The sequence below is a fragment of the Brevibacillus agri genome (genome assembly GCF_004117055.1).
Lineage (GTDB): Bacteria > Bacillota > Bacilli > Brevibacillales > Brevibacillaceae > Brevibacillus > Brevibacillus agri.
This window is the reverse complement of sequence record NZ_CP026363.1, coordinates 3,558,310-3,584,197: the sequence shown is the minus strand read 5'-3', so window position 1 is coordinate 3,584,197 and position 25,888 is coordinate 3,558,310. Positions and strand designations below refer to the sequence as shown.

33 protein-coding genes are annotated in these 25,888 nt (G+C 54.9%); 26 read left to right on the top strand and 7 right to left on the bottom strand.

All coding sequences use genetic code 11. The features are described from left to right. Positions 1–34 precede the first annotated feature (34 nt). Positions 35–865, top strand: coding sequence for a lipoate--protein ligase family protein (locus tag BA6348_RS17585; protein ID WP_122953118.1), 831 nt, complete (start codon positions 35–37; stop codon positions 863–865). 82 nt (positions 866–947) lie between these two features. Here the strand turns inward: BA6348_RS17585 and dat are convergent, their stop codons facing one another. After that, positions 948–1,799: a D-amino-acid transaminase gene (gene dat, locus BA6348_RS17580; protein ID WP_007785303.1), complete on the bottom strand. Its 852-nt coding sequence runs from the start codon at positions 1,797–1,799 to the stop codon at positions 948–950. A gap of 356 nt (positions 1,800–2,155) precedes the next feature. Here dat and BA6348_RS27700 point away from each other — a divergent pair, with 356 nt between their 5' ends. After that, positions 2,156–3,496, top strand: coding sequence for a M28 family peptidase (locus tag BA6348_RS27700; RefSeq protein ID WP_122953119.1), 1,341 nt, complete (start codon positions 2,156–2,158; stop codon positions 3,494–3,496). Between the two features lie 392 nt (positions 3,497–3,888). Next, a complete protein-coding gene (locus BA6348_RS17570; RefSeq protein WP_242507367.1) occupies positions 3,889–5,550 on the top strand; it encodes a PAS domain-containing sensor histidine kinase in 1,662 nt (553 codons plus the stop codon). Here BA6348_RS17570 and BA6348_RS17565 read toward each other — a convergent pair. Then, the gene (locus BA6348_RS17565; protein ID WP_026557061.1) at positions 5,541–6,551 is read right to left on the bottom strand and encodes a membrane protein; all 1,011 of its coding nucleotides are present in this window, start codon (positions 6,549–6,551) and stop codon (positions 5,541–5,543) included. The genes BA6348_RS17570 and BA6348_RS17565 overlap by 10 nt on opposite strands. Before the next feature lie 160 nt (positions 6,552–6,711). Here BA6348_RS17565 and BA6348_RS17560 point away from each other — a divergent pair, with 160 nt between their 5' ends. The 3 genes from BA6348_RS17560 to BA6348_RS17550 all read left to right on the top strand — a co-directional run bounded on the left by BA6348_RS17560 (position 6,712) and on the right by BA6348_RS17550 (position 8,910). Continuing rightward, positions 6,712–7,275 (top strand): NADPH-dependent FMN reductase, encoded by a 564-nt coding sequence (locus BA6348_RS17560; protein ID WP_005827230.1) that lies wholly within the window; start codon positions 6,712–6,714, stop codon positions 7,273–7,275. 96 nt (positions 7,276–7,371) lie between these two features. After that, complete coding sequence (gene mntR, locus BA6348_RS17555) at positions 7,372–7,800, top strand: transcriptional regulator MntR (protein WP_005827231.1); 429 nt, start codon at positions 7,372–7,374, stop codon at positions 7,798–7,800. A 180-nt stretch (positions 7,801–7,980) separates the two neighbouring features. Next, positions 7,981–8,910 carry a patatin-like phospholipase family protein gene (locus BA6348_RS17550; protein WP_005827233.1) on the top strand — a complete coding sequence of 310 codons (930 nt, stop codon included), beginning with the start codon at positions 7,981–7,983 and terminating at the stop codon, positions 8,908–8,910. Between the two features lie 49 nt (positions 8,911–8,959). Here BA6348_RS17550 and BA6348_RS17545 read toward each other — a convergent pair whose 3' ends face one another. Together BA6348_RS17545 and BA6348_RS17540 are read right to left on the bottom strand one after the other, a co-directional pair. Then, positions 8,960–9,313 carry a hypothetical protein gene (locus tag BA6348_RS17545; protein WP_005827235.1) on the bottom strand — a complete coding sequence of 118 codons (354 nt, stop codon included), beginning with the start codon at positions 9,311–9,313 and terminating at the stop codon, positions 8,960–8,962. A 35-nt stretch (positions 9,314–9,348) separates the two neighbouring features. Continuing rightward, on the bottom strand, positions 9,349–10,284 hold the full coding sequence (locus BA6348_RS17540) for a DUF1385 domain-containing protein (RefSeq protein WP_025843718.1): 936 nt from the start codon (positions 10,282–10,284) through the stop codon (positions 9,349–9,351). Between the two features lie 136 nt (positions 10,285–10,420). Here BA6348_RS17540 and BA6348_RS17535 point away from each other — a divergent pair, with 136 nt between their 5' ends. The 4 genes from BA6348_RS17535 (at position 10,421) to efp (ending at position 13,230) form a co-directional block, all read left to right on the top strand. Then, positions 10,421–10,912 (top strand): YqhR family membrane protein, encoded by a 492-nt coding sequence (locus tag BA6348_RS17535; RefSeq protein WP_122953122.1) that lies wholly within the window; start codon positions 10,421–10,423, stop codon positions 10,910–10,912. 171 nt (positions 10,913–11,083) lie between these two features. Then, the gene (aroQ, locus tag BA6348_RS17530) at positions 11,084–11,524 is read left to right on the top strand and encodes a type II 3-dehydroquinate dehydratase (RefSeq protein WP_005827241.1); all 441 of its coding nucleotides are present in this window, start codon (positions 11,084–11,086) and stop codon (positions 11,522–11,524) included. Between the two features lie 35 nt (positions 11,525–11,559). Then, complete coding sequence (locus tag BA6348_RS17525; protein ID WP_005827243.1) at positions 11,560–12,630, top strand: M24 family metallopeptidase; 1,071 nt, start codon at positions 11,560–11,562, stop codon at positions 12,628–12,630. A gap of 42 nt (positions 12,631–12,672) precedes the next feature. Next, on the top strand, positions 12,673–13,230 hold the full coding sequence (gene efp / locus BA6348_RS17520) for an elongation factor P (protein ID WP_005827245.1): 558 nt from the start codon (positions 12,673–12,675) through the stop codon (positions 13,228–13,230). A gap of 128 nt (positions 13,231–13,358) precedes the next feature. Here efp and BA6348_RS17515 read toward each other — a convergent pair whose 3' ends face one another. Genes BA6348_RS17515 through comA form a run of 3 tightly spaced genes read right to left on the bottom strand, consistent with a single transcriptional unit; the run spans position 13,359 to position 15,397 of the window. Beyond that, positions 13,359–13,829, bottom strand: coding sequence for a DUF441 domain-containing protein (locus BA6348_RS17515; RefSeq protein ID WP_025843720.1), 471 nt, complete (start codon positions 13,827–13,829; stop codon positions 13,359–13,361). Positions 13,830–13,868: 39 nt separating this feature from the next. Next, entirely contained in the window at positions 13,869–14,585 is a 717-nt protein-coding gene (locus tag BA6348_RS17510) for a 2-phosphosulfolactate phosphatase (RefSeq protein ID WP_122953123.1), read from the bottom strand. After that, a complete protein-coding gene (gene comA / locus BA6348_RS17505; RefSeq protein ID WP_007785612.1) occupies positions 14,576–15,397 on the bottom strand; it encodes a phosphosulfolactate synthase in 822 nt (273 codons plus the stop codon). The genes BA6348_RS17510 and comA overlap by 10 nt, the downstream gene beginning before the upstream one ends. Before the next feature lie 151 nt (positions 15,398–15,548). Between comA and BA6348_RS17500 the strand changes: the two genes are divergently transcribed. From BA6348_RS17500 to nusB, 16 genes are all read left to right on the top strand, one after another. Beyond that, positions 15,549–15,812, top strand: coding sequence for a YqhV family protein (locus BA6348_RS17500; RefSeq protein ID WP_005827253.1), 264 nt, complete (start codon positions 15,549–15,551; stop codon positions 15,810–15,812). An 85-nt stretch (positions 15,813–15,897) separates the two neighbouring features. After that, positions 15,898–16,380: a CD1247 N-terminal domain-containing protein gene (locus BA6348_RS17495; protein WP_005827255.1), complete on the top strand. Its 483-nt coding sequence runs from the start codon at positions 15,898–15,900 to the stop codon at positions 16,378–16,380. A gap of 193 nt (positions 16,381–16,573) precedes the next feature. Beyond that, on the top strand, positions 16,574–17,536 hold the full coding sequence (spoIIIAA, locus tag BA6348_RS17490; protein WP_007785609.1) for a stage III sporulation protein AA: 963 nt from the start codon (positions 16,574–16,576) through the stop codon (positions 17,534–17,536). Then, entirely contained in the window at positions 17,524–18,042 is a 519-nt protein-coding gene (gene spoIIIAB, locus BA6348_RS17485) for a stage III sporulation protein SpoIIIAB (RefSeq protein ID WP_005827261.1), read from the top strand. The genes spoIIIAA and spoIIIAB overlap by 13 nt, the downstream gene beginning before the upstream one ends. Before the next feature lie 16 nt (positions 18,043–18,058). Further along, positions 18,059–18,262 (top strand): stage III sporulation protein AC, encoded by a 204-nt coding sequence (spoIIIAC, locus tag BA6348_RS17480; protein ID WP_005827263.1) that lies wholly within the window; start codon positions 18,059–18,061, stop codon positions 18,260–18,262. A 13-nt stretch (positions 18,263–18,275) separates the two neighbouring features. Beyond that, positions 18,276–18,665, top strand: a complete 390-nt coding sequence (spoIIIAD, locus tag BA6348_RS17475) for a stage III sporulation protein AD (RefSeq protein ID WP_005827266.1) — start codon at positions 18,276–18,278, stop codon at positions 18,663–18,665. A gap of 16 nt (positions 18,666–18,681) precedes the next feature. Continuing rightward, on the top strand, positions 18,682–19,869 hold the full coding sequence (gene spoIIIAE, locus BA6348_RS17470; RefSeq protein ID WP_122953162.1) for a stage III sporulation protein AE: 1,188 nt from the start codon (positions 18,682–18,684) through the stop codon (positions 19,867–19,869). Positions 19,870–19,877: 8 nt separating this feature from the next. Next, a complete protein-coding gene (spoIIIAF, locus tag BA6348_RS17465) occupies positions 19,878–20,555 on the top strand; it encodes a stage III sporulation protein AF (protein ID WP_005827270.1) in 678 nt (225 codons plus the stop codon). Positions 20,556–20,586: 31 nt separating this feature from the next. Continuing rightward, entirely contained in the window at positions 20,587–21,225 is a 639-nt protein-coding gene (gene spoIIIAG, locus BA6348_RS17460; RefSeq protein WP_005827272.1) for a stage III sporulation protein AG, read from the top strand. Between the two features lie 13 nt (positions 21,226–21,238). After that, the gene (locus tag BA6348_RS17455; protein WP_005827274.1) at positions 21,239–21,901 is read left to right on the top strand and encodes a SpoIIIAH-like family protein; all 663 of its coding nucleotides are present in this window, start codon (positions 21,239–21,241) and stop codon (positions 21,899–21,901) included. Between the two features lie 213 nt (positions 21,902–22,114). Then, on the top strand, positions 22,115–22,627 hold the full coding sequence (accB, locus tag BA6348_RS17450; RefSeq protein ID WP_005827276.1) for an acetyl-CoA carboxylase biotin carboxyl carrier protein: 513 nt from the start codon (positions 22,115–22,117) through the stop codon (positions 22,625–22,627). Between the two features lie 16 nt (positions 22,628–22,643). Then, positions 22,644–23,999, top strand: a complete 1,356-nt coding sequence (accC, locus tag BA6348_RS17445; protein WP_007785602.1) for an acetyl-CoA carboxylase biotin carboxylase subunit — start codon at positions 22,644–22,646, stop codon at positions 23,997–23,999. Between the two features lie 70 nt (positions 24,000–24,069). Further along, positions 24,070–24,486, top strand: a complete 417-nt coding sequence (locus BA6348_RS17440; protein WP_005827279.1) for an Asp23/Gls24 family envelope stress response protein — start codon at positions 24,070–24,072, stop codon at positions 24,484–24,486. Between the two features lie 149 nt (positions 24,487–24,635). Then, complete coding sequence (gene amaP, locus BA6348_RS17435) at positions 24,636–25,193, top strand: alkaline shock response membrane anchor protein AmaP (protein WP_007785599.1); 558 nt, start codon at positions 24,636–24,638, stop codon at positions 25,191–25,193. A 12-nt stretch (positions 25,194–25,205) separates the two neighbouring features. Further along, positions 25,206–25,418, top strand: coding sequence for a DUF2273 domain-containing protein (locus tag BA6348_RS17430; protein ID WP_005827283.1), 213 nt, complete (start codon positions 25,206–25,208; stop codon positions 25,416–25,418). Between the two features lie 58 nt (positions 25,419–25,476). After that, on the top strand, positions 25,477–25,881 hold the full coding sequence (gene nusB / locus BA6348_RS17425; protein WP_005827285.1) for a transcription antitermination factor NusB: 405 nt from the start codon (positions 25,477–25,479) through the stop codon (positions 25,879–25,881). Positions 25,882–25,888: the final 7 nt, after the last annotated feature.

The following is a 25,888-nucleotide window of genomic DNA, read 5'->3' as shown; positions in this document are numbered from 1 at the left end:
AAATGAAGGTGTTGTGAGTAGGGAGGTACATACGATGGAACAGTGGCGCTATATCGTGACGGAAGCGATGTCTCCGGCGATGAACATGGCTGTGGACGAGGCGATTTTGCAGTTGCACAGCGAGGGCAAGGTGCCCCCGACCGTTCGCTTTTACACGTGGGACCCGGCTACTTTGTCGATTGGCTATTTTCAAAAGGCGATCAGGGAAATCAATCTGGAGGAAGTGCAAAAGCGCGGGCTGGGCTTTGTCCGCCGCGCGACAGGAGGACGTGCCGTTTTGCACGATCAGGAGCTGACCTACAGCGTGATCGTGTCGGAGGAGCATCCGCGGATGCCGTCCGGCGTCACCGAGGCGTACAAAATCATCAGTCTCGGCCTTTTGCACGGCTTTCAAAACCTCGGCCTGGCAGCAGAGATGGTGTCGCTTGCGAGCGAGGAGGAAAAAGAAAAGTACACCTCTCCAGGCTCGTCCGCTTGCTTCGACTCGCCATCGTGGTATGAGCTGGTCGTGGAAGGGAAAAAGGTCGCAGGCAGCGCGCAGACGCGCCAAAAGGGCGTCATCCTCCAGCACGGCTCCATTTTGCTCGACATGGACGTCGAATTGCTGTTCTCGCTGCTGCACTTCCCGTCGGACCGCGTCAAGCAGCGGATGATGGACAGCTTCCGCCAAAAAGCGGTGACGATCAACGAGGTAAGCCCGCGGCCTGTGAGCTTGCAGGAAGCGATTGAAGCGTTTTCCAAAGGCTTCGCCACCGGACTGGAAGTGGAGCTGGTGCCGTCCGCGTTGACAGACGAGGAACTGGCATTGGCGGAGGAGCTCGCCCGGACGCGCTATGCGACGGATGAGTGGAATTTGCGCCGCTAGGCTGTTTGTTGGCGAACATACGCGAAAAGCTCTCCTGGGCGTACTGCCAGTCAGGAGAGCTTTCTTTATGGAATCAATCGAATTAGACGAGCACGCTGTCGTGAATGTGCTGTTCAAACAAAGCTTGCAGCCTCGCTGTGACAGGACCGGGCTGTCCGTTGCCAACGGCCTCGCCATCGACGGATACAAGCGGCATGATTTCCGCTGTCGTGCTGGTGAGGAACAGCTCGTCGGCTTGCTTCAGGAAGGCGATGTCAAAAACCGTCTCGTGGGCGACGATGCCGTTTGCCTTCGCCAGATCAAGGACGACCTGGCGGGTAATGCCGTGCAGGATCAAGTGGTCAGCCGGATGCGTGTACAGCTCGCCGTTTTTTACCGCAAACAGATTGGCCGAGCTGCACTCTGTAATGATGCCGTTGCGGTGCAAAATCGAATCTTGCGCTCCGGCGTCCTTCGCGTACTGCTTGACCAGTACGGCTCCCAGCAGGTTCAGCGTCTTGATGTCACAGCGCAGCCAGCGGATGTCTTCGACGAGTTGGGCTGTCCAGCCTTTTTTCAAGTCCTCTACAGGTCGGGCTTTGGGGCGGACAAAAGCCATGATGACAGGCTTGATGCCGCTCGGGATATCGTGAATGCGCGGAGCTGCGCCGCGAGAAATTTGCAAGTAGAGAGTCGCATCGTCCTGCTCGGTGATGTTGTTTTTCAAAAGCAGTTCTTTGGCCAACTGGGTCAGCTCTTCAGCGCTCCACGGCAGCGCAAGCTTGATCTCGCGGGCGCTGCGGAACAGCCGCGTCAGATGCGCGTCCCACTGATACAGGCGCCCTTTGTAGATTCGTACGACTTCGTAAATGCCGTCCCCAAAGTTGTAACCGCGATCTTCCGGTTGAACGGCCGCTTGCCCCTCTTCAACCCATTTGCCATCGACATATAGCATGGTGAGTCCTCCTCTAGTGGTTCCATCCGCTTTTTTCCAACGGTTTTATGATTTTGATACAACAGTAGCAAATCGCACCGCGCAGGGTCAATTTGAAAACGGAAAATCCGCTATCAATTATTTAGCGGGGAGAAGCGCTACTCTATTAAGTTTTCATATAGGCGCCGCCGTCTCGACAAATCGACGCGTTCGGCGAAGACCAGATGTGCCTGCGAGCCGATTTGGGCAGAAGGAAAACGAAAGCTGTCCGCCGCTGACGGCGCGTGCCGGTATTTGACTAACTATTCTGACTAGACGCTGTTTGGCAGGGCGGCCCATAATAAAGGCAAACCGCATCAGGAAGAAGGGAGAATGCCATGCGATCCGCCGGTCATTACGCACTAGGAGCACTGCTTGTTTGGGGAAGCCTGTTGCCGCTGTCTTTCGCGCTGCCGCAGGCATATGCGAATCAGGCGCGCACAGGGATGGATGCCGAGCTGTTGTACAGCCATGTGGAGCGCCTGGCGAAAACAGCGAGACCAGCCGCGACCGAGACGGAATTTGCCGCAGGGGTATATGTGGAGAATGCCTTGCGCTCATACGGTTATGAGACTGCCTTGCAGCCTTTTTATTATCATACGTACCAAAAGCCCGCGAGCCTGTCTCTGGCGATCGAAGGCTGGGAGCGGAGCTGGGCGGCGCTGCCATTGACGTTTGGACAAAACGGCGCGCAGACGGCAGAGTTGGTCGATGCGGGCTATGGCCGGGCCGCTGATTTTGCCAGCGGCGCGGCGAGGGGGAAAATTGCACTGGTCAAGCGCGGGGAAATTCCGTTTGGCGAAAAGGTCAGACAGGCCGCTGCCGCCGGAGCCGTAGCGGTCATCGTCTGGAACGATCGCGAGGGGGAATGGCGGGCGTCGCTGGGCGAGCCGCTGGACATGTCAGTTCCGGTCATCGGCCTGTCGCGGGAGGAAGGGCAACTGCTCCGGCAGCGGGCGCTGAAACAGCCGCTGAGAGCCACTGTGAAGGTCGAGGGCGGCGTGACAAGGCGGCATACTGCCTACAACATCATCGCGACGAAAAAGCCGACAGAGGCGGCAACAGGCCAGCGCGTGCTCATCCTCGCCCACCACGATTCAGCCGCTTCGTCGCCAGGGGCTAATGACAATGCCTCCGGCGTGGCAGTCATGCTTGAGGTCGCCCGCAAGCTGTCCGAGAGCCAGCTCGATACCGAGGTGCAACTGGTCAGCTTTGGCGCCGTGACAGCGGGCCAGCGCGGGCAGCGGGCCTTTAGCGAATCGCTGACCGAGCAGGACAGGCAAAAAATCGTCGCCGCCTACTACGTCGATGCGGTGGGGCGGAGCGGAGACGTAACGGCCTTCGCCGGGCGCCGGGAAGCCGTTCTGGCGACTGGCTTGCTGGCGGAAGCGGGAGCACAGCAGTCTGCGCTGGAAGTCGCGCGTGCAGAGCAGCAAAGGGAGCTTGCGCCGTTGACCGTGGCAGGCATTCCCGCTGTGCTCGTCACGCGGCAAAAAGCGGCGGGTGAGGCAGACAGAGCGGGAGATGTGCCCGCCACTATAGAAAAAGAGCAGCTCGCCGAAGCGGCGCAAATGATTTTTTCCGCGGTCGGAAACATAACGGACACGGCGACTCCGGCCTATCCGATCCGGTCAGGACAGACGACCGGACAGGGCGAGCCGGAGGAAGATTTTCAGTAGTGCGCTGCTGCGTGTTGAGCGATGGAACAAGTGCGGGAAATGAAGAGGTGGAGCGTCCTCGGGAGGGCGCTTTTTTTGCTGAAGAGCAAGCGAACACAAGGGGATGTGCCCTGAGATTTCTGGCCGCACCGCGAACTTTAGCCATGAAGGAGTGTTTTGTTGGGGTTTTGCCTGCGTTTTGTCGTAATATGTCGAATGACAAGGAATAGCCACACATTGGAAAAAAGTTTATAATTTTTAAGAATCCTAAAAAAGTTCGTCCAGTCTATATTGTTGTTTTTACATATTTCTGAAAATTATATTCAATCCAATCCATGCTAGTTACGACAGTCCATACTACTCAGCAAAGAACAGCGGAGGTTGTGATGATACCAATAGGCTCAAGTAGTTTTATGCTTTCGTTAACACTCATCATCGGCTGGATTCCAGTCAGCGTACTGTTGCTGCGCCACTATCCCGAGAGAATTGATTTGTGGTCTTTCTTTTCGCTGAATTTACTGTACGCGCTGCTGCTGACGATTCCGTGCTACCGCATGTACAAACAGGCGAGGGAAGGAGGGCAGCACACGCGGGAACAGGAAGAGCTGGCGCGGCTGAGAAGAGAGCTGGATAAAGCCAAGGAGCTACTTGATGCATTTTTGCAGCAGACTCCGGATGCAGTCTCGATTCTGGATCTGGACGGAAAATTCATTCACGTGAACCAGGCGTCCGTGGAACAGTTCGGCTACAGTACGTCTGACCTGCTCGGCAAAACGATTCCGTGTGTGCCCGAAGAATATCGCGCGGAGATGGAGCATTACCATGCGGAAGTTTTGCGGGGAAAGGCGATTGTCGGCTATGAAACAGTCCGTCGGCACCAGAACGGCTCGCTCATGCATGTCTCGCTGTCGTACGGCCCTGTTTTGGACAAGCAGGGACGAGTAACAGGGATCATTTGCTGCTCCCGGGACATTACCCAGCGAAAACAGATCGAACAGGAGTTGCAGGAGAGCCAGGCCCATTTTCGCCTGATTACGGAAAACATGAGCGAAATGATCTATTTGGTAAAGCGGGACGGAAGCGTCGCGTATGTGTCCAATGCGCACGCGACGTTTTTGGGGTATTCGTGCGAGGAAATGACCAGAATGGGTCCTGCCGTCATACATATGATTATTCATCCGGAAGACCAGAAGAGAGTCACCGAGCTTTTCAAACAGTGCTGGCGCAAGGAAGAGGAAGCGACGACCTTTTATCGGCTGAAGCACAGCCAGGGGCATTGGGTCAATGTGGAGTCGCGCTTCAAACCTGTGGGCAACAGTGACGGAGTGGGCGACAGCATGCTGATCGTCTCGCGCGATGTGTCTGAGATCACGAAGACAAAAGAGATGCTGCGCCAATCAGACAAGCTGTCTGCCATCGGCCAGTTGGCGGCAGGCATTGCGCACGAGATCCGCAATCCGCTGACGTCGCTGCGCGGATTTATCCAGTTGCTCGACGCTTCGGTGGGAGGCGCGCAGCGCAACTACTGCCAGATCATGCTCTCTGAGCTGGACCGGATCAATCTGATTGTCAGCGAGCTGTTGGTTTTGGCCAAGCCGCAAGCGGTGCGTTTTCAGCCAAAAGATTTGTCCGAGCTGATTCGCAATGTGCTCTCGCTTCTGGAAAGCCAGGCCAATTTGAAAAACATCCAGATGCACGCTTCGATTGACGAGCAATTGCCGCTTATTTCGTGTGAGGAAAATCAGATCAAGCAAGTGCTGCTCAATCTATGCAAAAATGCGATGGAGGCGCTCCCCGACGGAGGCGAGATTTACGTGAAGGGCCAGCAGGTGAGCGCGGAGCACATTCAGATCAGCATCAGGGACAACGGCTGCGGAATTGATCCCGAGCGCATCCCGCGTATGGGCGAGCCTTTTTACACGACGAAGGAAAACGGAACGGGCCTCGGCCTGATGGTCAGCCAGCGGATTTTGGAGGACCATGGCGGAAGCCTGCAAATTGAAAGCGAGCGGCAGAAAGGAACGACGGTCAGCATCGTGCTGCCGGTATGCGTGAAAAGCGCAAGTCAGGTCTGACGCTTCCAGACGAACCAGACGATCAAAAATAAGCCGCAGTAGGTGGCTCCGCTCGCCACGACAGAGACGCTCCACGGAAGAACGATCGACAGGACGGCAAACAGGCTGACCGCAAGCAGCATGACCAAGAGCAGCGGCGCCATTTGCAACTGGTGGCGCTCTGTGACAGGGTGGGCGAGCGAATAGAGCAACAAGGCTGACAGCACCCCTCCCTGAATCAGCGCGAGCAGCGCGAAAACAAGTTCGCCGCCGGACAGAAGCTGTACGGAAATCAGCTTTACCGGCAAGAGCGAGGCGTGAATATCATGCCAGTGGGAGAGCAAAACAGCTTGACCGAGCAGCCAAAACAGAGAGACGGCAACCGTACCGACGCCAAGCCCGAGCCGAAACGATTGGGGCTGGCTTGCCCGTCCCGCGAAGGGCAGCAGTACAGCGAGCGTAAGCAAAAAGTGCAGAGCCAGGAAAAAAACGGCGTGAATGAGCCAGTTTCCATTCATTTGATAGCCGAGATTCGGAATCGGGACATGTGGCTGCCGCAAAAAAAGCAAGCCGAAAAACAACAGACCGGCCACGAGGCATATTCCCGTCCCAGTGAAAATCCATTGCCAGCGCTTGAACAGAAAGCTGATCGTGACGATGAGGGACAATAAGAGGACCCAGATCGGAGACAGCCCTGCAATGAGAGATGCGGACTGCTGGCCGAGCATGACGCCGACATACCCAAGCAGGAACAGATGCGTGATGACCGACAGGCTGGAAGCAAACGCTTCGCCGAACAGGCGCAGGTAAAGCTCATAGAGCGAGCGGATATGATGGCGGTGGCAAAAGCCCAACAGTTGCAGGCTGAGCCACCCGATCCCAAGACTAGCGAGCACGATGCCGATTGTCCCCCAGGAGCCGAAATAGGTGAAGAAACGGAGCCACTCATAACCGCCCAGATAGTGTCCTCCGAGTGCGGACCCGGCAAAAAGAATGGCGATTTGCCAAGCGACTTTGTCCATAGGCATCATCCTTATTCCCAACTTGCTACATGTGTATGTCCAGGCAAGGCTTGTTCAGAACAGGGAATATTAAACAGACTTTTTCGTTTACAAAGTATGACGATATGGATTATAATGAAAAACATACCAGTAAAAGCAGAGCGCATGAGGTGACTTCAGAATGAAAATTGTAGGAATCGCAGGAAGCATGAACAAGAGCTCCACGACGAAGCAAGCGGTAGCGATTGTACTCGATGCAGCGAAGGCTGCAGGTGCTGATATTGAAATGATTCACCTGGCAGACTGGAAGCTGCCGATTTACGACGATCGGGAAGACGCGTCGACATATCCGGAAGTAGTCCATCGCTTCGTGCAAAAAATTTCCGAAGCGGATGGCCTCGTGATCGGTTCGCCTGAGTATCACGGGACGATGACCGGGGCATTGAAAAATGCGCTCGACTTTTTGGAAGGCCGCCATCTGCGCGATAAGCAGGTAGCGTTGGTTGGCGTCGCCGGAGGAAGCATGGGAGCTACCAACACCGTCAACACGCTGCAACTGATTATGCGCAATCTGCACGCATGGCCGCTGCCAGCCAGCCCGAGCATTCCGAGCGCGTACAACGCCTTCACGCCGGAAGGCAAGCTGAAAGACGAGCGCTTGCAGGCGCGGATGGAGACGCTTGGCCAGCAATTGGTTGAATTTGTCAATTTGATGAACCAGAAAGCAGAAAAACAATTACAATAGGCAGGTTTCTCTTGCTAATCGTTCTCATTTAAAGGTATTATATTTCTACGTGCCTTTTTTGGACGGAAGAAATATGGTTTGAAATGAGGGGTTCACATGCCGACGCCGAGTATGGAAGACTATTTGGAACGTATTTACAGCTTAATTGAAGAAAAGGGCTATGCTCGTGTCTCCGATATTGCTGAAGCGTTGGAAGTACATCCCTCTTCGGTCACGAAAATGGTTCAAAAGCTGGATAAAGACAAATATCTCGTGTATGAAAAATACCGTGGCCTCGTGTTGACGCCCAAAGGGAAAAAGATCGGGAAGCGTCTGGTGGATCGCCACAGCCTGCTCGAAGAGTTCATGCGGGTCATTGGCGTTGACGAAGAGCACATTTACCAGGATGTCGAAGGGATCGAACACCACTTGAGCTGGGAATCCATTACTTGTCTGGAATATCTTGTGCAATACTTTCAGGCTGACCCGAACCGGATGGAGGAGCTTCGCCGGATTCGGCTGGAAGAGGAGCAAAAAGAAGAATAGGCATCTACAATGCGCAAGCGAATCAGGCTTGCGCTTTTCTTTTGCCTGAAAAACGGACGCGGGCAGGACCGAGTTTGCACAAAAAAAAAAAACGAAAGCGAACCCTGTTTTCTAATCCTAACGGATGAGCTGTCGCCCTATATTTGGTAGTAGAGCGTTTTTGGGGAAGGGGGCGACAGGTTGAAGGCGGACGCGGTTTTTGAAGGCGGAGGCGTAAAAGGGATCGCTTTTATCGGCGCCTTGCGAGTCATGGAGGAAAACGGATATGTGTGGGAGAAGCTGGCCGGCACGTCGGCAGGCTCGATCGTGGCCGCCCTGCTCAGCGCAGGGTACAACAGCCAGGAGCTGAAGCCGATTTTTGACGAGCTGGATTACCTTCACTTTTTGCATCGGGCGGGGATCGGCAGGCTTCCGCTCATCGGGCCGATTTACGAGCTGATCGTGCGGGAAGGGGTGTTTCGCGCCGACCGAATCGAGCTGTTCATTGAAGAGTTGCTGCTGCGAAAAGGAGTGCGCACCTTTGGCGATTTGCCGCCTGGAAAGCTGAAAATCGTCGCTTCCGATGTCACTGCGCAGAAAATGGCGGTGCTGCCTGACGATCTTCCGCGCTACGGCATTGATCCGGACAGCTTTTCGGTTGCCAAAGCGGTGCGCATGTCTTCCTCGATTCCGTTTTTCTTTCAGCCGGCCCAGTTGAAAAGCGGCAACGACACGCACTATATCGTGGACGGAGCGCTGCTGAGCAACTATCCGGTCTGGCTGTTCGACGTGCCGGGGATCCCGCAGTGGCCGACGATCGGGTTCCGGCTCTCGGACGACCAGGACAAACGGGAGCAGAAAAAGATCACCGGCTTGTTTTCCTTTTCCCGCGGATTGTTGGCGACGATGCTCGATGCCCACGACAGGCTGTACGTCGACAAAGCGCACGCGGTCCGGACGGTGTTCATTCATACGCTCGGCGTGCGGACCACGCAATTTCAGTTGTCCAAAGAGATGCGCGAGCGGCTGTACGCATCGGGAGAAGCGGCAGCCCAGCAGTTTTTGCAGCGCTGGGATTTCGAAGAATACGTCAAAGTCTTTCGCTTTTCGTCCCCGAAACACCTGGTCTAGCAAACGGGTACAAAAAACAGGTCGCCGCTTTGGCAACCTGTTTTTGCTTTCAGTGAGAAATGTTGTTTTGCGCTTTCTCGTCCTGTTTTTCTTTCGATTTTCCTTTGTTGCCGTCGATCACGCGGAACGGATGCTCTTTTCTGGAGGCCGTCGATTGCTTTTTGTGCGCTTGTCGCATCACCGGAGGTTTTGCTTTTGCCTTTTGTTGCTTCGGCTTGCCAGGTCCTGCGCTTTTCGGAAAAAAGGAGCCCGTGCGCAAATAGTTGCGGACGATCAAAAACAGAGCCGCTGACAAGCCAAGAATAATCAGCGTATTGATCGGGTCACGGATGAAGGTCAACAAAAATCCGTAAATGGCGAGCAGCACAATAATCAAAATCACGGGTGGAATGCGACGTAACATAGGCCTCACCTCAATGGGAATAAGAATGCCTCACGTTATCCGGTCGTAGCCATTTTCCCCTGAACCTGCTGAAGATCCAGCTCCCGCATCTTCTGGAAAGAAGCGATGGCTACTTCGACCTGACTGTCATCCGGTTCACGTGTCGTAATTTTTTGCAGCCACAGCCCCGGATAGCCAAGGTAGCGCAAAACAGGCGTGTCGCGGAGCTTGTTTGTCCACTGCAGGACCTCGTAGGAAACCCCGATGACGAGCGGCAAGAGGACGATGCGCTGCACGACCCGCTCAGTCAGGGAGTCGTAGCTGAACAGCGAGTAGATCACGACACCGACGAACACGGTGAAAATGAGAAAACTGCTACCGCAACGGTAATGCAAGGTGGAAAATTTTTGCACATTCGCTACTGTTAATTCTACCCCGGCTTCGAAGGCGTTAATCACTTTATGCTCCGCTCCGTGATATTGAAAGAGCCGCTTGATGAGCGGGGCTTGCGCAATAGCTGTGATGTAGCCGAGCAGCAGCAAAATTTTGAAGCCGCCTTCTGCCAACGTTTGCGGAACTCCATCCGGCACCCATCTGCCCAAAAGAAAATCGGCGAGAAAAACGGGAACGAGTGTAAAGACGAATTTACCGAACAGGAAGGAGAGCACACCGACAAGGGCGACCCCCAGAATCATCGTCAGTTTCGAAGGGCCCTCGCTCACTTCTTCTCCGGATTCCATGTTGTAGCGTTCAGAGGCGAAGTTCAGATGTTTGGCCCCGTTGGCGCTGGCTTCGATCAGGCCGACCAGGCCGCGAATGAACGGAATTTTTTTCAGCGGAGTAATCCATTTATATTCCGTGCGCGGGGCTTCAAAATACTCAATCTCATGATTTTTTTTGCGAACAGCCGTTACGGTCATCGTTTTGCCGCCGAACATCACACCTTCGATGACGGCCTGACCGCCGTAGCTGGGTACTTTTTGCTGAGCCAACACAATCACCTTCCTTCCCCTCCATTTTAACGGAAAGCGGGCCTTGAAGCTACAAGGAGTTCAAGCATCGCCAAGAAATGTAAACAGTTAGTGAAAAACATGGGAACAGCACATACTACGTGTGAGGTGATAGGAAATGGTAGCAGGCAAAGCTGCACGAAGGCACAAGGAGCTGTGGGGCAAGCCAAAAGAGCGCGGCAAAGAGGGGCGCAAGCCGGCGGCGGGCGCGAAAATTGTGGAGCTTGCTTTTTGGGGAACGATTGGATGGGGAATCATTCGTCTGCTCGCGCACTTCCTGAATTTGACGCCGTACGGGCTCGGCGCGTTTGCCCGGCCGCTGCTCACCGGGTTCGAGGAGGACAGCCTGACAGGTGTAGCGCTCGGGGCGATTGTGCTGTTTGTGGAAACGGTTCTGGCAAGCTTCCTGTTTTCCTTATTGTTCGGGCAAATGCGCGCCTGGTGGACCGGACTTCTCTACGGCGCGATCTTGCTTGCGATTGCAGGATTCTTCTTTCGCATAGGGAATTGGGAAGTAGGAACCTTGAGCACGGAAGGTGCCTGGTATTTGTCTTACGGGTTGTTCATCGGCATGACACTCGTCCTGGAGCATTCGGACGAGGAGCAGTGACACGGTGTAAAACGCTAGGGGAGCGGATCGCCCCCTCTCGTTTGCCAGAGTCGGAAGATTCGCAATGTTAGCCGATTTTTGCATCCTACTGTTGTGCAGGGAATGGCTTGTGGTAAAATGTTTCATTAGTAAAAAAACTTTTTGCGAAAAAACATATGGGGAGGGATGACAATGACTTCCGTTCTGCTGTTGAACGGTCCCAATCTCAATTTGCTGGGAACGCGGGAGCCAGAAATTTACGGAAAGGAAACGCTGGACGATCTGGTAGCCAAGCTGTCTTCTGTCATGGACGAACTGGGCGGCAAACTTGCGCACTGCCAGTCCAATCACGAGGGAGTCCTGATTGATGCGATTCACCAGGCAAGAGGCGTTCACGACGGCATTTTGATTAACCCTGGCGCATTCACGCACTACAGCTATGCCATTCGCGATGCGCTCGCCAGTGTGGCGCTCCCGACGATTGAAATACATATTTCCAATATTCACGCGCGCGAGGAATTTCGCCATCACTCGGTCATTGCGCCCGTTGCGATCGGCCAGGTGGTCGGCTTGGGCATGGACGGATACGAGTGGGCGCTGCGGGCGCTCGTCCGCAAAATCGAAAAAAAATAACGGCTTCGCATAGACGAAAGGGGAAACGGATTGCCATGAAACAACGTTTGGATAAATTGCGTGAAGCGCTTGCCCAAGTGGGAGCGAATGCGTTCATTACGGAAAAAGCGGAAAACCGCTTCTATCTGAGCGGCTTTACCGGCTCGACCGGCTGGGTGGTTGTCACCGAAACAGAAGCGTTCCTCGTTACAGACTTCCGCTACGTGGAGCAAGCGCAGGAGCAGGCGCCGGATTTTACGGTCGTCAACAACGAGCGCAAAGCCGTCGAGGCGATCGCCAAGCTGCTGCAGGAAAAAGGCGTCAAGCGACTGGCGTTCGAAAGCAGCATCTCCTTCGGCACGTATCAGGAGTGGAGCAAAGGCTTTGACGGCGTAGAGCTCGTCCCGACAAGCGGCCTGCTGGAAAAAATCCGCATGTTCAAAGACGAGGCGGAAATGGTCATCATCCGCGAAGCGGTGGGAATTGCCGAAGCGGCTTTTGCGCATATTCAAGGATATATCCGCCCAGGCGTGCGCGAGGTGGACGTCGCGCTGGAGCTGGAGTATTTCATGCGCAAGCAGGGCGCGACAGGCTCTGCCTTTGACATGATCGTGGCGTCCGGCGTGCGCGGTGCGCTGCCGCATGGACGAGCCAGCGAAAAAGTGATCGAGGCAGGCGAAATGGTCACGCTCGATTTCGGAGCTGCCTACAAAGGCTACAACTCGGACATTACCCGCACACTCGCTGTCGGAGAGCCGAGCGCGAAAATGAAAGAGATTTACGACATCGTGCTGCGGGCGCAACTGGCAGGTCTGGAAGCGCTGAAGCCAGGCGTGACGGCAAAAGCAGCGGATGCCGCAACGAGAGACATCATCACGGCGGCAGGCTACGGCGAAGCGTACGGACACAGCGCGGGTCACGGCCTTGGCATCGAAGTGCATGAGCTGCCAGGTCTGTCTACCGCAAGCACGTTCGTACTGGAGCCAGGCATGCTCGTGACGATGGAGCCGGGCATTTACATTACCGGACTGGGCGGCGTGCGCATCGAGGACGACGTGCTGATTACCGCAGACGGGCATGAGAACCTCAACAAGTCTACGAAAGAGTTGCTCATTTTGCCCGTGTAATTTATACTATTCTACGTTATTGATTGATTTGGGAGGACAACGATGATCTCTGTAAACGATTTTCGGACCGGTTTGACGATCGAAGTGGACGGCAACATCTACACCGTGCTTGAATTCCAACACGTAAAACCAGGAAAAGGCGCGGCGTTCGTACGCTCCAAACTGCGCAACCTGCGCAACGGCAACACCACAGAAATGACTTTCCGCGGCGGTGAAAAAGTAAACCCTGCCCGCATCGAAACCAGCACCATGCAATACTTGTATGCGAGCGGTGACGAGTACACGTTCATGAACACCGAAACCTATGAGCAACTGACGTTCACTCGTAGCCAGATCGAGCGCGAGCTGCGTTTCCTCAAGGAAAACATGAATGTGCAAATCATGCAGTACAACGGCGAAACCATCGGTATCCAGTTGCCAAACACAGTCGAACTGGTTGTAACGGAATGTGAGCCAGGCGTTAAAGGCGATACCGCTTCCAACGTGACCAAAAAAGCAACGCTGGAAACTGGCTTTGTCGTCAACGTTCCCCTCTTCGTAGAAGAAGGCGAGCGTCTGATTATCGACACGCGTACAGAGGCATACGTTTCTCGCGCGTAAGGCGTAACCGACAGAATGGACAAGAAAAAGCTGTGCCCGCTCGGGTGCGGCTTTTTTTTGTACGGACAAGAACCCCCTTTTTCGCCTGAGAAAAAGGGGGGTGCCGTTTACTTCCGATCTTGCCGCTTTTATTGGGGCCAGCGCCCGCCAAACCATTCCCACAGCTTCAGCACGAAAGCGGTAATGCCTGCCGCCATGAGGGGGCCGACGGGAATGCCGCGAAAAAACACGATGCCAATGATCGACCCGATGACGAGGCCGATAATCATGTGCGGCTCGGTGCGCAACAGGTCAAGCCCCTTGCCGTTCATCCAGGTGGCAATCGCGCCACCTGCGAGTGCTGTGAAACCGACGACTGTCGTAAACAGCGGCGTGACATCTTTCCACGATATTTTTTCGCTGGCAAACGGGACCAGTACGGAAATCGTCAAAAAAAGCAGGCCAAGTTCCAGGCCGCGACGCTCGACCGTGGGGAAAAAGCGCTCCAGGGCCGTCAGCTTCAGCACCAAAAGAATGCTCGCTGCCGTCGCGATAATCGGTGAACGGCCAATTAACCCTATGACGATCAGGATGACAAGCATCACTTCTCCAGACATCATCATTGGCATCAAAACCCCTGTCCCTGTTCTCCTTTCACTCTATGAGACAAGGTGGGGGAGTATGCGTTTGTCCTTGACGTAGGGAACGAGCTGGAACTGGTCGACCTGGGAGCAGAAGCGCAAATCCTCGGCAAAATGATGCGAGACGAGCCGCTTTCCCGTCGTCGTTTGCAGCAACTGCTCGCTCAATTTGTCCGCGTAATACAGGTAGCTCGCTTTCAAGGCTTCCCCCAGATCGCAAGTCTGGATGTTGGCCAACGCTTTTTGCGCCTGCACGATCATCAGCCCGGCGGCAAGCCCATCCTCGAGCGCGAACTCGGAGCGCGTGCCCGCGCAGTACAGCGTAATATCGAGATGATAGGTGAGCGCGTGATTGATGCAGGCCGTCGCGTTTAAAAAGCAGCCGATCAGCAGCGCAGAGGCTCGCTCCGCCTTTTGGATCGCGCGCGTTCCGTTCGTCGTCGTGAGCACGAGGCGCTTGCCTGGCTTTTTGGTCGCAGAGATTTCCGTCGGCGAGTTGTTGCAGTCAAAATCCGGAATTTTGCGGCAGTGCCGCTCGCCAGCCAACAGGCAGTCGGCAGCGCGCAACGAGTTTGCCTGCCCGATCGTCTCGACGGGAATGACGCACACAAAGCTGTTTCCGAGCGCGGTGACGATCGTGCTGGAAGCGCGCAGGACGTCGATGACGATGACGACGTGGTTGCTGATCTGGTCAAAGCGAATTTCCTCGACTGTCGGCACTACTTCTATTCGCACGGAGCCGACCTCCCCTCTTCCATAATCAGGGCCGTATCCCCGCGCAGGCCCCGGCGCAGCGTCTCGACGGACAAGACGTCCGTGCAAGCGATGTTGCCGAGGTTGACATCGCTGCCAAGAGCCTGAATCAAGCCCACTTGCTGATCTTTTTGTGGCGCTTCCCAGATGAGCCGCTCCGCGTTGGCCTGCGCTGCCCAGACAATGTCCCGAAGAAACGTGTGATCGACCTTGCCGTTTCCGTCGAAGACGCCGACTGTCCCGCTCTCCCGCGCTTCGACGATGACGTAACTGGCGCCGGCCGTCAGGTCAAAGTCGAGCGTTTCGAGCAGCTCCTGGCGCTGGGCGCGGTAGCCGGCAGCCTTTTTGCCCACCTCTGTATAGACGACAAGCCCGGCGTCCACGCCCAGCGCAATCGCCTCCTTGCGTTTTTCAAAAGGGAGGGGAAAGGTGCCGTCGGAAATTTCCACAGCGGAAAATCCGAGCGAACGAATTTGCTGCATGTACTCCTTGATCGTGCTGTGCCGGATGGCGACCTCGAAAAAGGTTCCGCCAGGCATGATGTGCAGTCCGTGAGCCTTCGCGGCATCGAGCTTTTGCCGGAGCACTTTTGGCGGATAGAGGGCAGTCGTGCCAAAGCCGAGTTTGTATATATCCATATAAGGAGAAGCCAGATCCAGTAAATCGAAGTAAGCAGTAAGTCCCAGTCCTTTGTCAATGACCATGGTCAGCCCCTTCTGGCGGGGCTTTTCGCGCATGCGCCCGGACGGATTCGCCCAGCTTGGGGGCAAAAACGGATGCTCACAGTCTACCATCGCATTTTCCTCATTTCTTCTAGGCGTATGGTTCAGTGTATGCCCATCTGACAACAGGAGTGAAGAAGAAAGGCGGTAGGCGATCGCCCAGCGCAAGTGCTGAAATGAGCGGGTACAGGCATAGAGTGAACGGAGGGGAGGACGAGACGGTATGTGGGAAAAAGCGATTATGGGCATGGCCGCCCTGCGGGTTTTGTCAGGCAGCATCGAAATTTTGGCCGCCCTGCTCATTTTGAAGGTCAATCAGGTCGAAAAGGCGCTGCTCATCAATTCCGGGCTGGCGATTGTCGGACCTGTCATTTTGATTACGACGACGACGATCGGCCTGCTCGGCATGTCGGATCGGGTCAGCTTTGCCAAAATCGCCTGGATTTTGCTCGGCATCTCCTGCATCCTGATCGGGGTGCGCAAGTAGCGATTCGACGATCCAGTTCCTTCCAATGGTAATCCGCGCCGCTCTAGGGAATGCTAGTGTCAAAAGACCAATGGGAGGGAATGGGATGATCGAAGCGATGGCGAATCGAATCGCCTATTTGCGTGGACTGGCTGACGGCCTGGATGTGGGCGAAAAGAGTGCGGAAGGCAAAATCATGGCAGAGATGATCGAGATCATGGACGAGGTGTGCGCCCAGTTCCGCGAGCTGCACGCCCGCGTGGAAGAGGCGGAGGATTATGTCGAGGCGCTGGACGAAGACCTCGAAGATGTGGAACTCTATCTTTTCGAAGAGGACGACGACTTGTACGAAACGATAGAAGACGACGACATAGAGTACGCCACCTGCTACGACCTCGACGATGACGAGGACGCGTATTTGTACGAAGCAGATGGCGACGCATATCTGGCGGGCGGCTACGAATTTTCCTGCCCGCACTGCCAAAAAGAGATTCACTTGCGAGAGGGCCATGATGAGGAAGGCTACACCCACTACGTCATCGAGCAGTCTTCTGGCGAGCGTGAATACCAGCCGATCAACCCTACGTAAAAAGCTTGTCCCCGCGTGCTGCCAAAAGCGCCGGGGCAAGCTTTTTTTGTTTGCAGCGGCACGCGAATGAGCCTGCTGCTTTTTCGCATTTTGCCAAAAGAGTCTTAGCATAAATCTCGTCCATCCGCGCATAGGATGGAGGTAAGTCAATGTGGACAAACGAGAGTCAGCCACAAAAAGGAGGGTACCAGATGTGAGAGAGATCATGGCGATCTTGCCGGAAGCCATACGCTCGATTTTGACTGCTCTTCCCTCCGCAGTCAAAGAGCATTTGGAAGAGATACGGCTTCGGCAAAATCAGCCGTTGGAAGTGCGCTTTGGCCAGCAATCCAGCTATGTGACGCCGACAGGCCAGCTTACCTCCACCGCGAGTAAAGGATGGATTTTTTCCGCAGAGCACGCAGTCAAGCTGTTGAATCAGGTCAGCCAGCATTCTTTGTACGCGCTGGAGGAAGAGCTGAAGCGGGGCTACATTACAGTCGTAGGCGGCCATCGCATCGGCATCGCAGGAAAAGTGGTGCTGGACAAAGGGGATGTCAAAGGCATCAGGGATATCACCAGCTTCAATATCCGGATTGCCCGGGAGAAAAAAGGGGCTGCGCAAAAAGTAATGCCCTATTTGTTTGAAGGCGGCAAAGTGCTGAGTACGCTGGTGATCTCTCCGCCGCAATGCGGGAAGACGACGCTTTTGCGCGATATGGCCCGCTCCCTCAGCTACGGGAGTGAATGGTCGTCCAGTCGCAAGGTAGGGATTGTGGACGAGCGTTCCGAGCTGGCCGGGTGTCTCCAGGGAGTGCCGCAGCGAGATGTCGGCCCCAGGACAGATGTGCTGGACGCTTGCCCGAAAGCCGCAGGGATGATGATGCTGATTCGCTCCATGTCTCCCGATGTGCTGATCGTGGACGAGGTGGGGCGGGCGGAGGACGGGGATGCCGTCTGGGAAGCGATTCATGCCGGAGTCGCGGTCATCTGCTCCGCGCATGGCGCCGACATCCAGGAGGTGGCCCGGCGCCCGATGCTCGGCAACCTGGTGCGACACGGCGTGTTTGCCCGCTATATCGTGCTTAGCCGGGCGAAAGGCGTGGGCACGATCCAGGCGATCTACGACCAAAGCATGAAGCCGCTCGAAAAGGAGAAGGTCGCATGGTCAAGCTGATTGGTGCGGTGCTCATCCTGTTCTCCGCTTCCATGGTCGGCTGGCAGATCGGCAGGTACTACGCCTATCGCCCGGTTCAGCTACGGGCGCTCCTGGTCGCCTTGCAAATGCTGGAGACGGAAATCGTGTACGGCATGACGCCGCTGCACCGCGCTTTTGTCAAAGTGGGTCGCCGCGTCTCCGAGGAAGTGGGCAAAGTGTTTCTGCACGCCGCAGAGCTTTTGGTCAGCGAAAAGGCGCAATCGGCCGAAGATTCCTTGCAGCAGGCGATGGGAAAGCATTGGGCGCAAACGGCCCTGCGCCGGCAGGAGCGGGAGGTGCTCGCGAGTCTCGGACAGGTTCTCGGGTCATCCGACAGGGAAGACCAGCAAAAGCATCTGCGCCTTGCGGTGACCCACCTGCGAGGACTTGAGGAAGAAGCGCGGGCGGAGCAGGCAAAATACGAACGCATGTACAAAAGTCTTGGCTTCCTCGGCGGGCTCTTGGTCGTCATCCTGATGTTCTAAAGGCGAGGTGTTCACAGTGGATTTTGATTTGACACCTGTTTTCCAGATCGGAGCGGTAGGGTTCATCACAGCGATCTTGCACACGGTCCTCAAACAGGCGGGAAAGGAAGATATTGCGCACTGGGCGACACTGGTCGGATTCATCATCGTCCTGTACATGGTGTCCCACTACCTCGGCGACCTGTTTTCTGAGGTGAAACGCGTCTTCCTGTTCAACTGAGGAGGGGCTCTCGATGGAAATCGTACAAATCGTTGGACTTGGACTGGTCGCAACCATACTTGCCCTGGTGATTAAAGAACAAAAGCCGATGTTCGCTTTTCTTTTGGCGATTGCGAGCGGCGTCATCATTTTCTACTTCCTGGTAGGAAAAATCGCCGAAGTCATTCGCATTCTGGAAAGGCTGGCGGTCCAGGCAGATTTGAACCTCGTGTTTCTGGAAACGATTTTAAAAATTATCGGAATTGCCTACATCGCAGAATTTGGGGCGCAAATGACCCGCGATGCCGGACAAGGGGCGATTGCCTCCAAAATCGAGTTGGCGGGAAAAGTGCTGATCCTGGTCATGGCCGTGCCGATTATCCAAATCATCATCGAAACAGTGATCGACTTGCTGCCGGCGTAAGGGAGGGGGGATGTCTGTGGCGCGTACTGGCAAATTGATCCTGTTATGGTTCGCACTCTTTTTCTATCTGTCGCCGGGAATGGTCGATGCAGCCGGGGCACCCGCAGCCAACCCGATCAACCAAATCGTCGAAGAGCAAGTCGATCACCTGCACCTGGAGCGTGTCGAGCAGTATTGGCAGCAGCTTCAGCGGGAGTACAAAGGCTACTTGCCGGACTTGAAATCCCAGGGCTTCATCCAGATTTTGATGCAGCAGGAGGAACTGACGATCTCTGGCGTCCTGCAAGGGATGGGCAAATTCATCTTCCACGAAATCTTGATGAACGGCAAACTGCTCAGCTCGATTATCATCATCACGGTGTTTGCCATGATCCTGGAGACGATGCAAAATGCTTTCGAACGAAACGCCGTTTCTACCGTGGCCTATTCCATCGCTTATCTCGTTTTGATGGTGTTGGCTATCAACAGCTTTCACCTCGCCATCACTTACGCCAAGGACGCGATCAGCAGCATGACGGATTTCATGCTCGCCATGATCCCGCTGGTCATCGCCCTCCTGGCTTCAGTGGGGAACCTCGCGACAGCGACCATGTTTCACCCGCTGATTATTTTCATGATTAACATCAGCGGCATGATGATTACGTACGTCGTGTTCCCGCTCCTGTTTCTCTCGGCGATGCTGTCGATTGTCAGCCTGTTTTCGGAACGCTACAAGGTCACGCAGCTTGCTACGCTGCTCCGAAATATCGCGATGGGCGTGCTCGGTTCCTTCCTGACGATTTTTCTCGCGGTCATCTCGATTCAGGGAGCCACCTCGGCTGTCGCAGACGGCGTCACCTTGCGGACTGCCAAATACATTACCGGCAACTTCATCCCGATCGTCGGACGCATGTTCTCCGATGCGGCCGATACGGTCTTAAACGCATCGCTTCTGGTCAAAAACGCAGTCGGCCTCGCTGGAGTGGTCATCCTCATCATCTTGTGCGCTTTCCCGGCTCTCAAGATACTGGTGCTCGCCCTGATCTACAACGTGTCATCCGCCGTGCTGCAGCCGCTCGGCAACAGCCCGATCATCAGCGCGCTCGGCACGATCGGAAAAAGTCTCCTGTTCGTCTTCGCCGCGCTGGCGACGGTGGGCTTGATGTTCTTTCTGGCTATTACCATCATCATTGCGGCAGGCAACATCTCCATGATGGTTCGGTAGGTGATGACATGACATGGTTAACGCTTTGGCTGAAAAAAATCATCCTGCTCGTCCTCCTGGCAGCCTTTCTCGATCTGATCCTGCCCAATACGACCTTGCAGCGCTACGTGAAAATGGTCATGGGGCTGATCCTTTTGTTGACGATCATCTCCCCGGTGTTCAGCCTGTTCAGTCTGTCGCAGGATGATCTCGCCCTCCGGTTGGATCGCTACCAGCAAGAGCTGAACAAACCGGCCTCTGTCGAATGGAAAAAAATGACTGACAAGCTTCTGGGACAGCAAAACGAGCAGATGACCGCTTACGTGCAGGCGCAGGTAGCAGCCGCTGTGAAGGCGCAAATCAAGGCCGATTACGGTGTGGAGGTCGCGGACGTGGCAGTCGTGATCGAGCAGAAGCAGCAGGGAGAGCCGACCTTGTCCCGCATGGAGCTGGTGATCGGCGAAGCGGACAGCGCCCCGGACCAGAACGGGTTGCAGCAGGTCCAGCCGATCAAGCCGATTACGCCCATCGCCCCGGTGGAGGTCACGATTGGCGAGGCGCAGGAGCCCAAACAGGAAGTCGAGGTGGCGGCGCGCGAGGACAATCCGCTGATGAGCCGGATGGCGAGCGATCTGGCCGCACAATGGGGGCTTTCCAAAGAGCAGGTCATTATCAAAGACGAGTCCAGGGAAAGAGAAAAACAGTAATGGCGCTGTCGACACAAGCGAGGTGAGAAAAATGCTGGAAAAGCTGAAAAAACTGTGGGAAGGAAACGGCAGCAACAAAAAGCTCAAGCCGTTGCACTATTTGATCGTCGTCCTTGGCATCGGGATTGCTGTCATGATCTTGACGGATTTTCTGCACGTCGAAAAAGATCAGCCGCTCGGATTCGCGATAAACTCCGGCGAGACGTCGCCGCAGCCATCAGGCGATGCGACGTCTCCGGTGCTTGGCGGGTCGCCCGCGCCGGACATTATCGCGGAGTACGAAAACATCTACGAATCCCAGCTTCGCGATATCCTCGCGAGTGTAGTCGGCGTGGGAGAGGTGGAAGTCATGGTCAATCTGGAATCGACACCGGAGCTGGTCGTCGAGAAAAACACGAATGTCCGCTCCTCGGTCAACCAGGAGATGGATAAGGAAAAGGCAACCCGGAATCAGAGTGACCAATCACGCGATTCGCAGGTCGTCATTGTCCAGGGCGGCAAGCAAGACCAGCCCGTCATCGTCAAGACATTGAAGCCGCGCGTCCGGGGGGTGCTGGTCGTGGCCAAAGGGGCCGACAACATCCAGGTAAAAGCGTGGATCACCGAGGCCGTGCAAAAGGTTTTGGATGTTCCCGCTTACAAGATATCCATATTGCCCAAAAAAGGGTAGGAGGTAATGGCGAATGATTCTGCGCAAGCAAACAGTTTGGTTGTTGACGATGCTGGCTGTAATGGTGGTACTCTCCGGCTACTATTTGGTGAAGGGGCCGCAAGAGCAGATTCCGACCTCGGGACAAGAGCAGGCAGTCCAGAAGCAAGAGCAGATTTCCGGCGTGGAGGTGGAGACCAAGCAAGTCGAGCAGGCTCCAGGCGCTACTGCGGTCGATGCCAAGGATGGCAAGCAGGAAGCAACGACTCCTGTCGGGCAAACGCCAGCTCCTGAAGAAGCGAAGCAAACTTCTGGCAACGCGGTCGTTCCGGTAGCCGAGACGGCGGCCGAAGTTTTCCAGGGCTTCAAGCTGAATCGGGAAGCGCAAATCCAGCAGCAAAAGGATGAGCAGCTTGCGATTATCAACAATGCCGATGCTACTCCGCAGGCGGTAGCCGAAGCCAAGGCCAAGTACGACGAGCTGTCCACGTTGGAGACGGCTACGATGAACGTGGAAGAAATGCTCAAGGCGAGCGGCTACCAGGATGCGGTCGTCCTCATCAAGAACGACAAAGCCACTGTGATTGTGCAAAAAGACAAACTGAGCGCAAACGAAGTGGTGGAAATCATCGCCCAGGTCAAGCAGCATTTGAACATGCCGGCGACGAACATCAACGTCCAGTTCAAGGCGTCCTGACTGGCGAAAACAAGCTGAGCTACCCGTTATAAGCGGCCCCTGTAGTGGGCATGCTGGTAAGGATTTTCTCGCTTCCTCTCGGCAGGAAGCGGGGAAATCCTTTCTTGACGTGGTATGGGCAACAGGCTACCATGGATTTATGGTTTGCCAAAAAGGATACATATGGGACTCCCTGTTCCGCTATTGAAACAAACGAAGGAGTGCTTTTTCGTCATGAAAATTCATGAAATCCGAGAAATTATTAAGCTGATCGATCAATCTTCCATTAATGAATTTAAACTGGAGACCGAAGGGGCAAAAGTGACTCTGAAGAAATCCAGCGGTACAGAGACAGTAGTAGTGACACAACCAGTCGTACAAGCCCAGGCGGCGGCTCCTGTTGCGGCTGCGCCAGTAGCGGCGGCTCCAGCGCCTGTGCAAGCAGCGCCTGTTGCGGCGGAAGCGCCGAAAGCTGCTCCGAGCGCTCCTGCTGTTGACGACGCGAACCTGCACAAGATCGTCTCGCCGATGGTCGGAACCTTCTACAGCGCACCAGAGCCTGGCAAGCCTCCTTATGTACAAGCTGGCGACAAGGTCAATCCGAACAAGGTCGTCTGCATCGTGGAAGCGATGAAGCTGTTCAACGAAATCGAAGCAGAAGTACATGGCGAGATCGTCAAAGTGCTGGTCGAAGACGGCCAGCTCGTTGAATACGGTCAAGCACTGTTTTTGGTGAAGCCAGAATAAGGTGGGGGAGAGCGAAATGTTTCAAAAAGTATTGATTGCCAATCGCGGGGAGATTGCCGTTCGGATCATCCGGGCATGCTGCGAGCTGGGCATTCGTACGGTCGCTGTCTACTCCGAAGCGGATCGTGAAGCGCTTCATGTGAAAATGGCCGACGAAGCTTACTGTATTGGTCCAAAAGCATCTAAGGAAAGCTATCTGAACATAGCGAACATCATGAGCGTGGCGACCAAGGTGGGCGTAGACGCGATTCACCCGGGCTACGGATTTTTGGCGGAGAACGCTGACTTTGCCGAGATTTGCGCGGCATGCAACATCACCTTTATCGGTCCTGATCCGGAAGCGATCGTGAAGATGGGCGACAAGTCCACGGCAAAAGATACGATGAAAGCGGCCGGAGTGCCGACAGTACCTGGGACAGAAGGGCTGATTGAGGATATCGAGAGCGCCATCCGGACAGCCAACGAAATCGGCTATCCGGTGATGGTCAAAGCGACTGCGGGCGGCGGCGGACGCGGCATGCGCGTAGCGGTCGACGACGAAGATTTGGAAAAGGCGATCCGCCAGGCGCAAAACGAGGCGAAAACCGCTTTCGGCAACCCGGGCGTGTACCTGGAAAAATTCGTCGAAGGTCCGCGTCACGTCGAAATCCAGATCATGGCCGACAAGCATGGCAACGCGGTCTACCTGGGCGAGCGCGACTGCTCCATCCAGCGCCGTCACCAAAAGCTGATTGAAGAAGCGCCATCGCCTGCCTTGAGCGAGGAGACGCGCAAGCAAATGGGCGAAGCGGCTGTCGCGGCGGCCAAAGCGGTTTCCTATCACGGAGCCGGTACGGTCGAATTTTTGCTGGACAAGCACGGACAGTTTTACTTTATGGAAATGAACACGCGGATTCAGGTAGAGCATCCGGTGACCGAGCTGGTTACGGGCTTCGACTTAATCAAGGAGCAGCTCACGGTAGCAGCGGGAGAGCCGCTGTCCTTTACGCAGGAAGACATCAAGCTTGACGGCTGGGCGATCGAATGCCGGATCAACGCAGAGAACCCGGCGAAAAACTTCATGCCGTCACCTGGACGCATCACCGAATACTTGCCTCCGGGCGGTTTCGGCGTGCGGGTGGACAGCGCTGCCTATGCGGGCTATTCCATTCCGCCTTACTACGACTCCATGATCGCCAAGCTGATCGTCTGGGGCAAGGACCGCAACGAGGCGATCGAACGGATGAAGCGCGCACTCGGCGAATTTGTCATCGACGGCATCACCACGACGATTCCGTTCCATCAAAAAGTGCTGGAGCATGAAGTGTTCGTGAGCGGCCACTTCGACACCAAGTTCCTGGAAAACTACGAATTGAACCTGGATGAAGAATAATCAAGGCTGATTTGTAAAAAAACGGTGCGCTTGGTATAATGAATTACAAATCTAAAGGGAGGTGCGAAGCATGGAAGAGTTTACTCCGGATTTAGATAGAACAGAGCTTGGAAAGGTCCAGATCGCTCCCGAAGTACTGGAAGTGATCGCCGGCATGGCTGCGTCCGAGGTGGAAGGCGTAGCACAGATGAGCGGCGGTTTCGTAGGGGAAATAGCTGAACGATTAGGCCGTAAAAATATAGCTCGCGGCGTTCGCGTGGAGGTTGGCTCCCGCGAAGCGGCAGTGGATGTCTCCATCATTGTCAAGTACGGACACCGGATTCCAGACGTCGCTCGTAATATTCAAGATAGTGTGCGCAATGCGATCGAAGGAATGACCGGACTTTCGGTGGTGGAAGTAAACGTACATATCGTCGATGTAGAGCTGAAAGCCGAAGAAAAAGCTCCGGCGACGCCTGTAGTCGAAGATTACCAGCGTGTGCGCTAACATGCACCGGATGGATGCCCCCTACTGACAGGGGGCATTTTCCTCATTCCAAGTCAGTTGTTTTGCCAAGCCTTGGCTAAGGCGGGGAATTAGCCTTTGACCTTGCCCTGTTTGTCTCCTTTCAAACACGGCGAAAAGGAGAGATGCATGTGAATTTGTTTGACCGCTTTATTTTGACGATTTACAGCTTTGCGCTGATTATTTTGTCCTGCATCGCGATAACTGCCACCAGCGGTTTGATTTCACCCGAGTTTTTCCGCCCTTATGTCGAGCAAATGCTGGCGGGAACGAACATCACGTATCTCATCGTCGCGATTATTTTCCTCGTTGTGAGTCTTCGCTTCTTTTTCAGTTCTTTTCGTTCCACGAAGCCAAAAATTGATCGTGGCATTCGCCAGCGCAGTGATCTTGGCGAAGTCCACATTACGATGCAGACGATCCAGACGATTGCCGAGCGCGCTGCCCGGCGCGTAAAAGGCGTGCGCGATATGAAAACGGCAGTCAAAGCGCTGGAGAGTGGGAACATCATCACCTTGCGCGTTTCCGTCGATGGCGAGACCCCGTTGCCGGAGCTGACGCAAAAGTTGCAGGCAGACGTGAAGGAGCAAGTCGAAGGAATTGCTGGCGTCGTGATTTCCGAAGTGTCGGTTGTGGTAACGGAAGTGGCTCAGCAAGAAAACTACGCGGCTCGCAAGCGAGTGGAATAGAAGGTGAAGTCCATGATGTGGGAGTTATTGTGGGAACACAAGGGGAAGCTAATGGGGATTTTGGCCGGAATTTTTTTCGGCATCATCTACCTTCTCGTCGGTTTTTGGAATACACTAGTCTTTGTTGTGTTTGTCGGGACCGGCTATTACATCGGTCGCAAGCTCGACCATAAGGAAGACTTGCGCGAAATACTGGATCGGATTCTGCCTGGCAAGTTTCGGTAGCAGATTAAGAGGGGAAGGAATTTGCTCCCCTGCTGACTTTAATTAGTAGGTGAATGGAATGAAGCGTAGAACAGCACGAGAAAAAGCAGTCCAATGTCTTTTCCAGATCGACATGGCCGAGGTGCCTGTCAAGGAAGCGGTTGATCTGGTCATGGAAGAGTCCGAGGAAAGCTCGCAGTATTTGCGTTATTTACTCGATGGGGTTTTGGCGAACCTGGCAGAGATCGACGCAGAGATCAAAAAGTATTTGCGCGGCTGGCAGTTGGAGCGTATTGCCAACGTAGACCGCGCCATTTTGCGCCTCGCTTTTTACGAGATCATGTTTGAAGCGGATACGCCTGACAAGGTCGTCATGAACGAAGCGATTGAAATTGCGAAGCTGTTCAGCGACGAAGCGTCCCACCGTTATATCAACGGCGTACTGGCGAGCTTCTTGCAGGCAAGAGAAACGCAAAAGGCATAAAACAGGC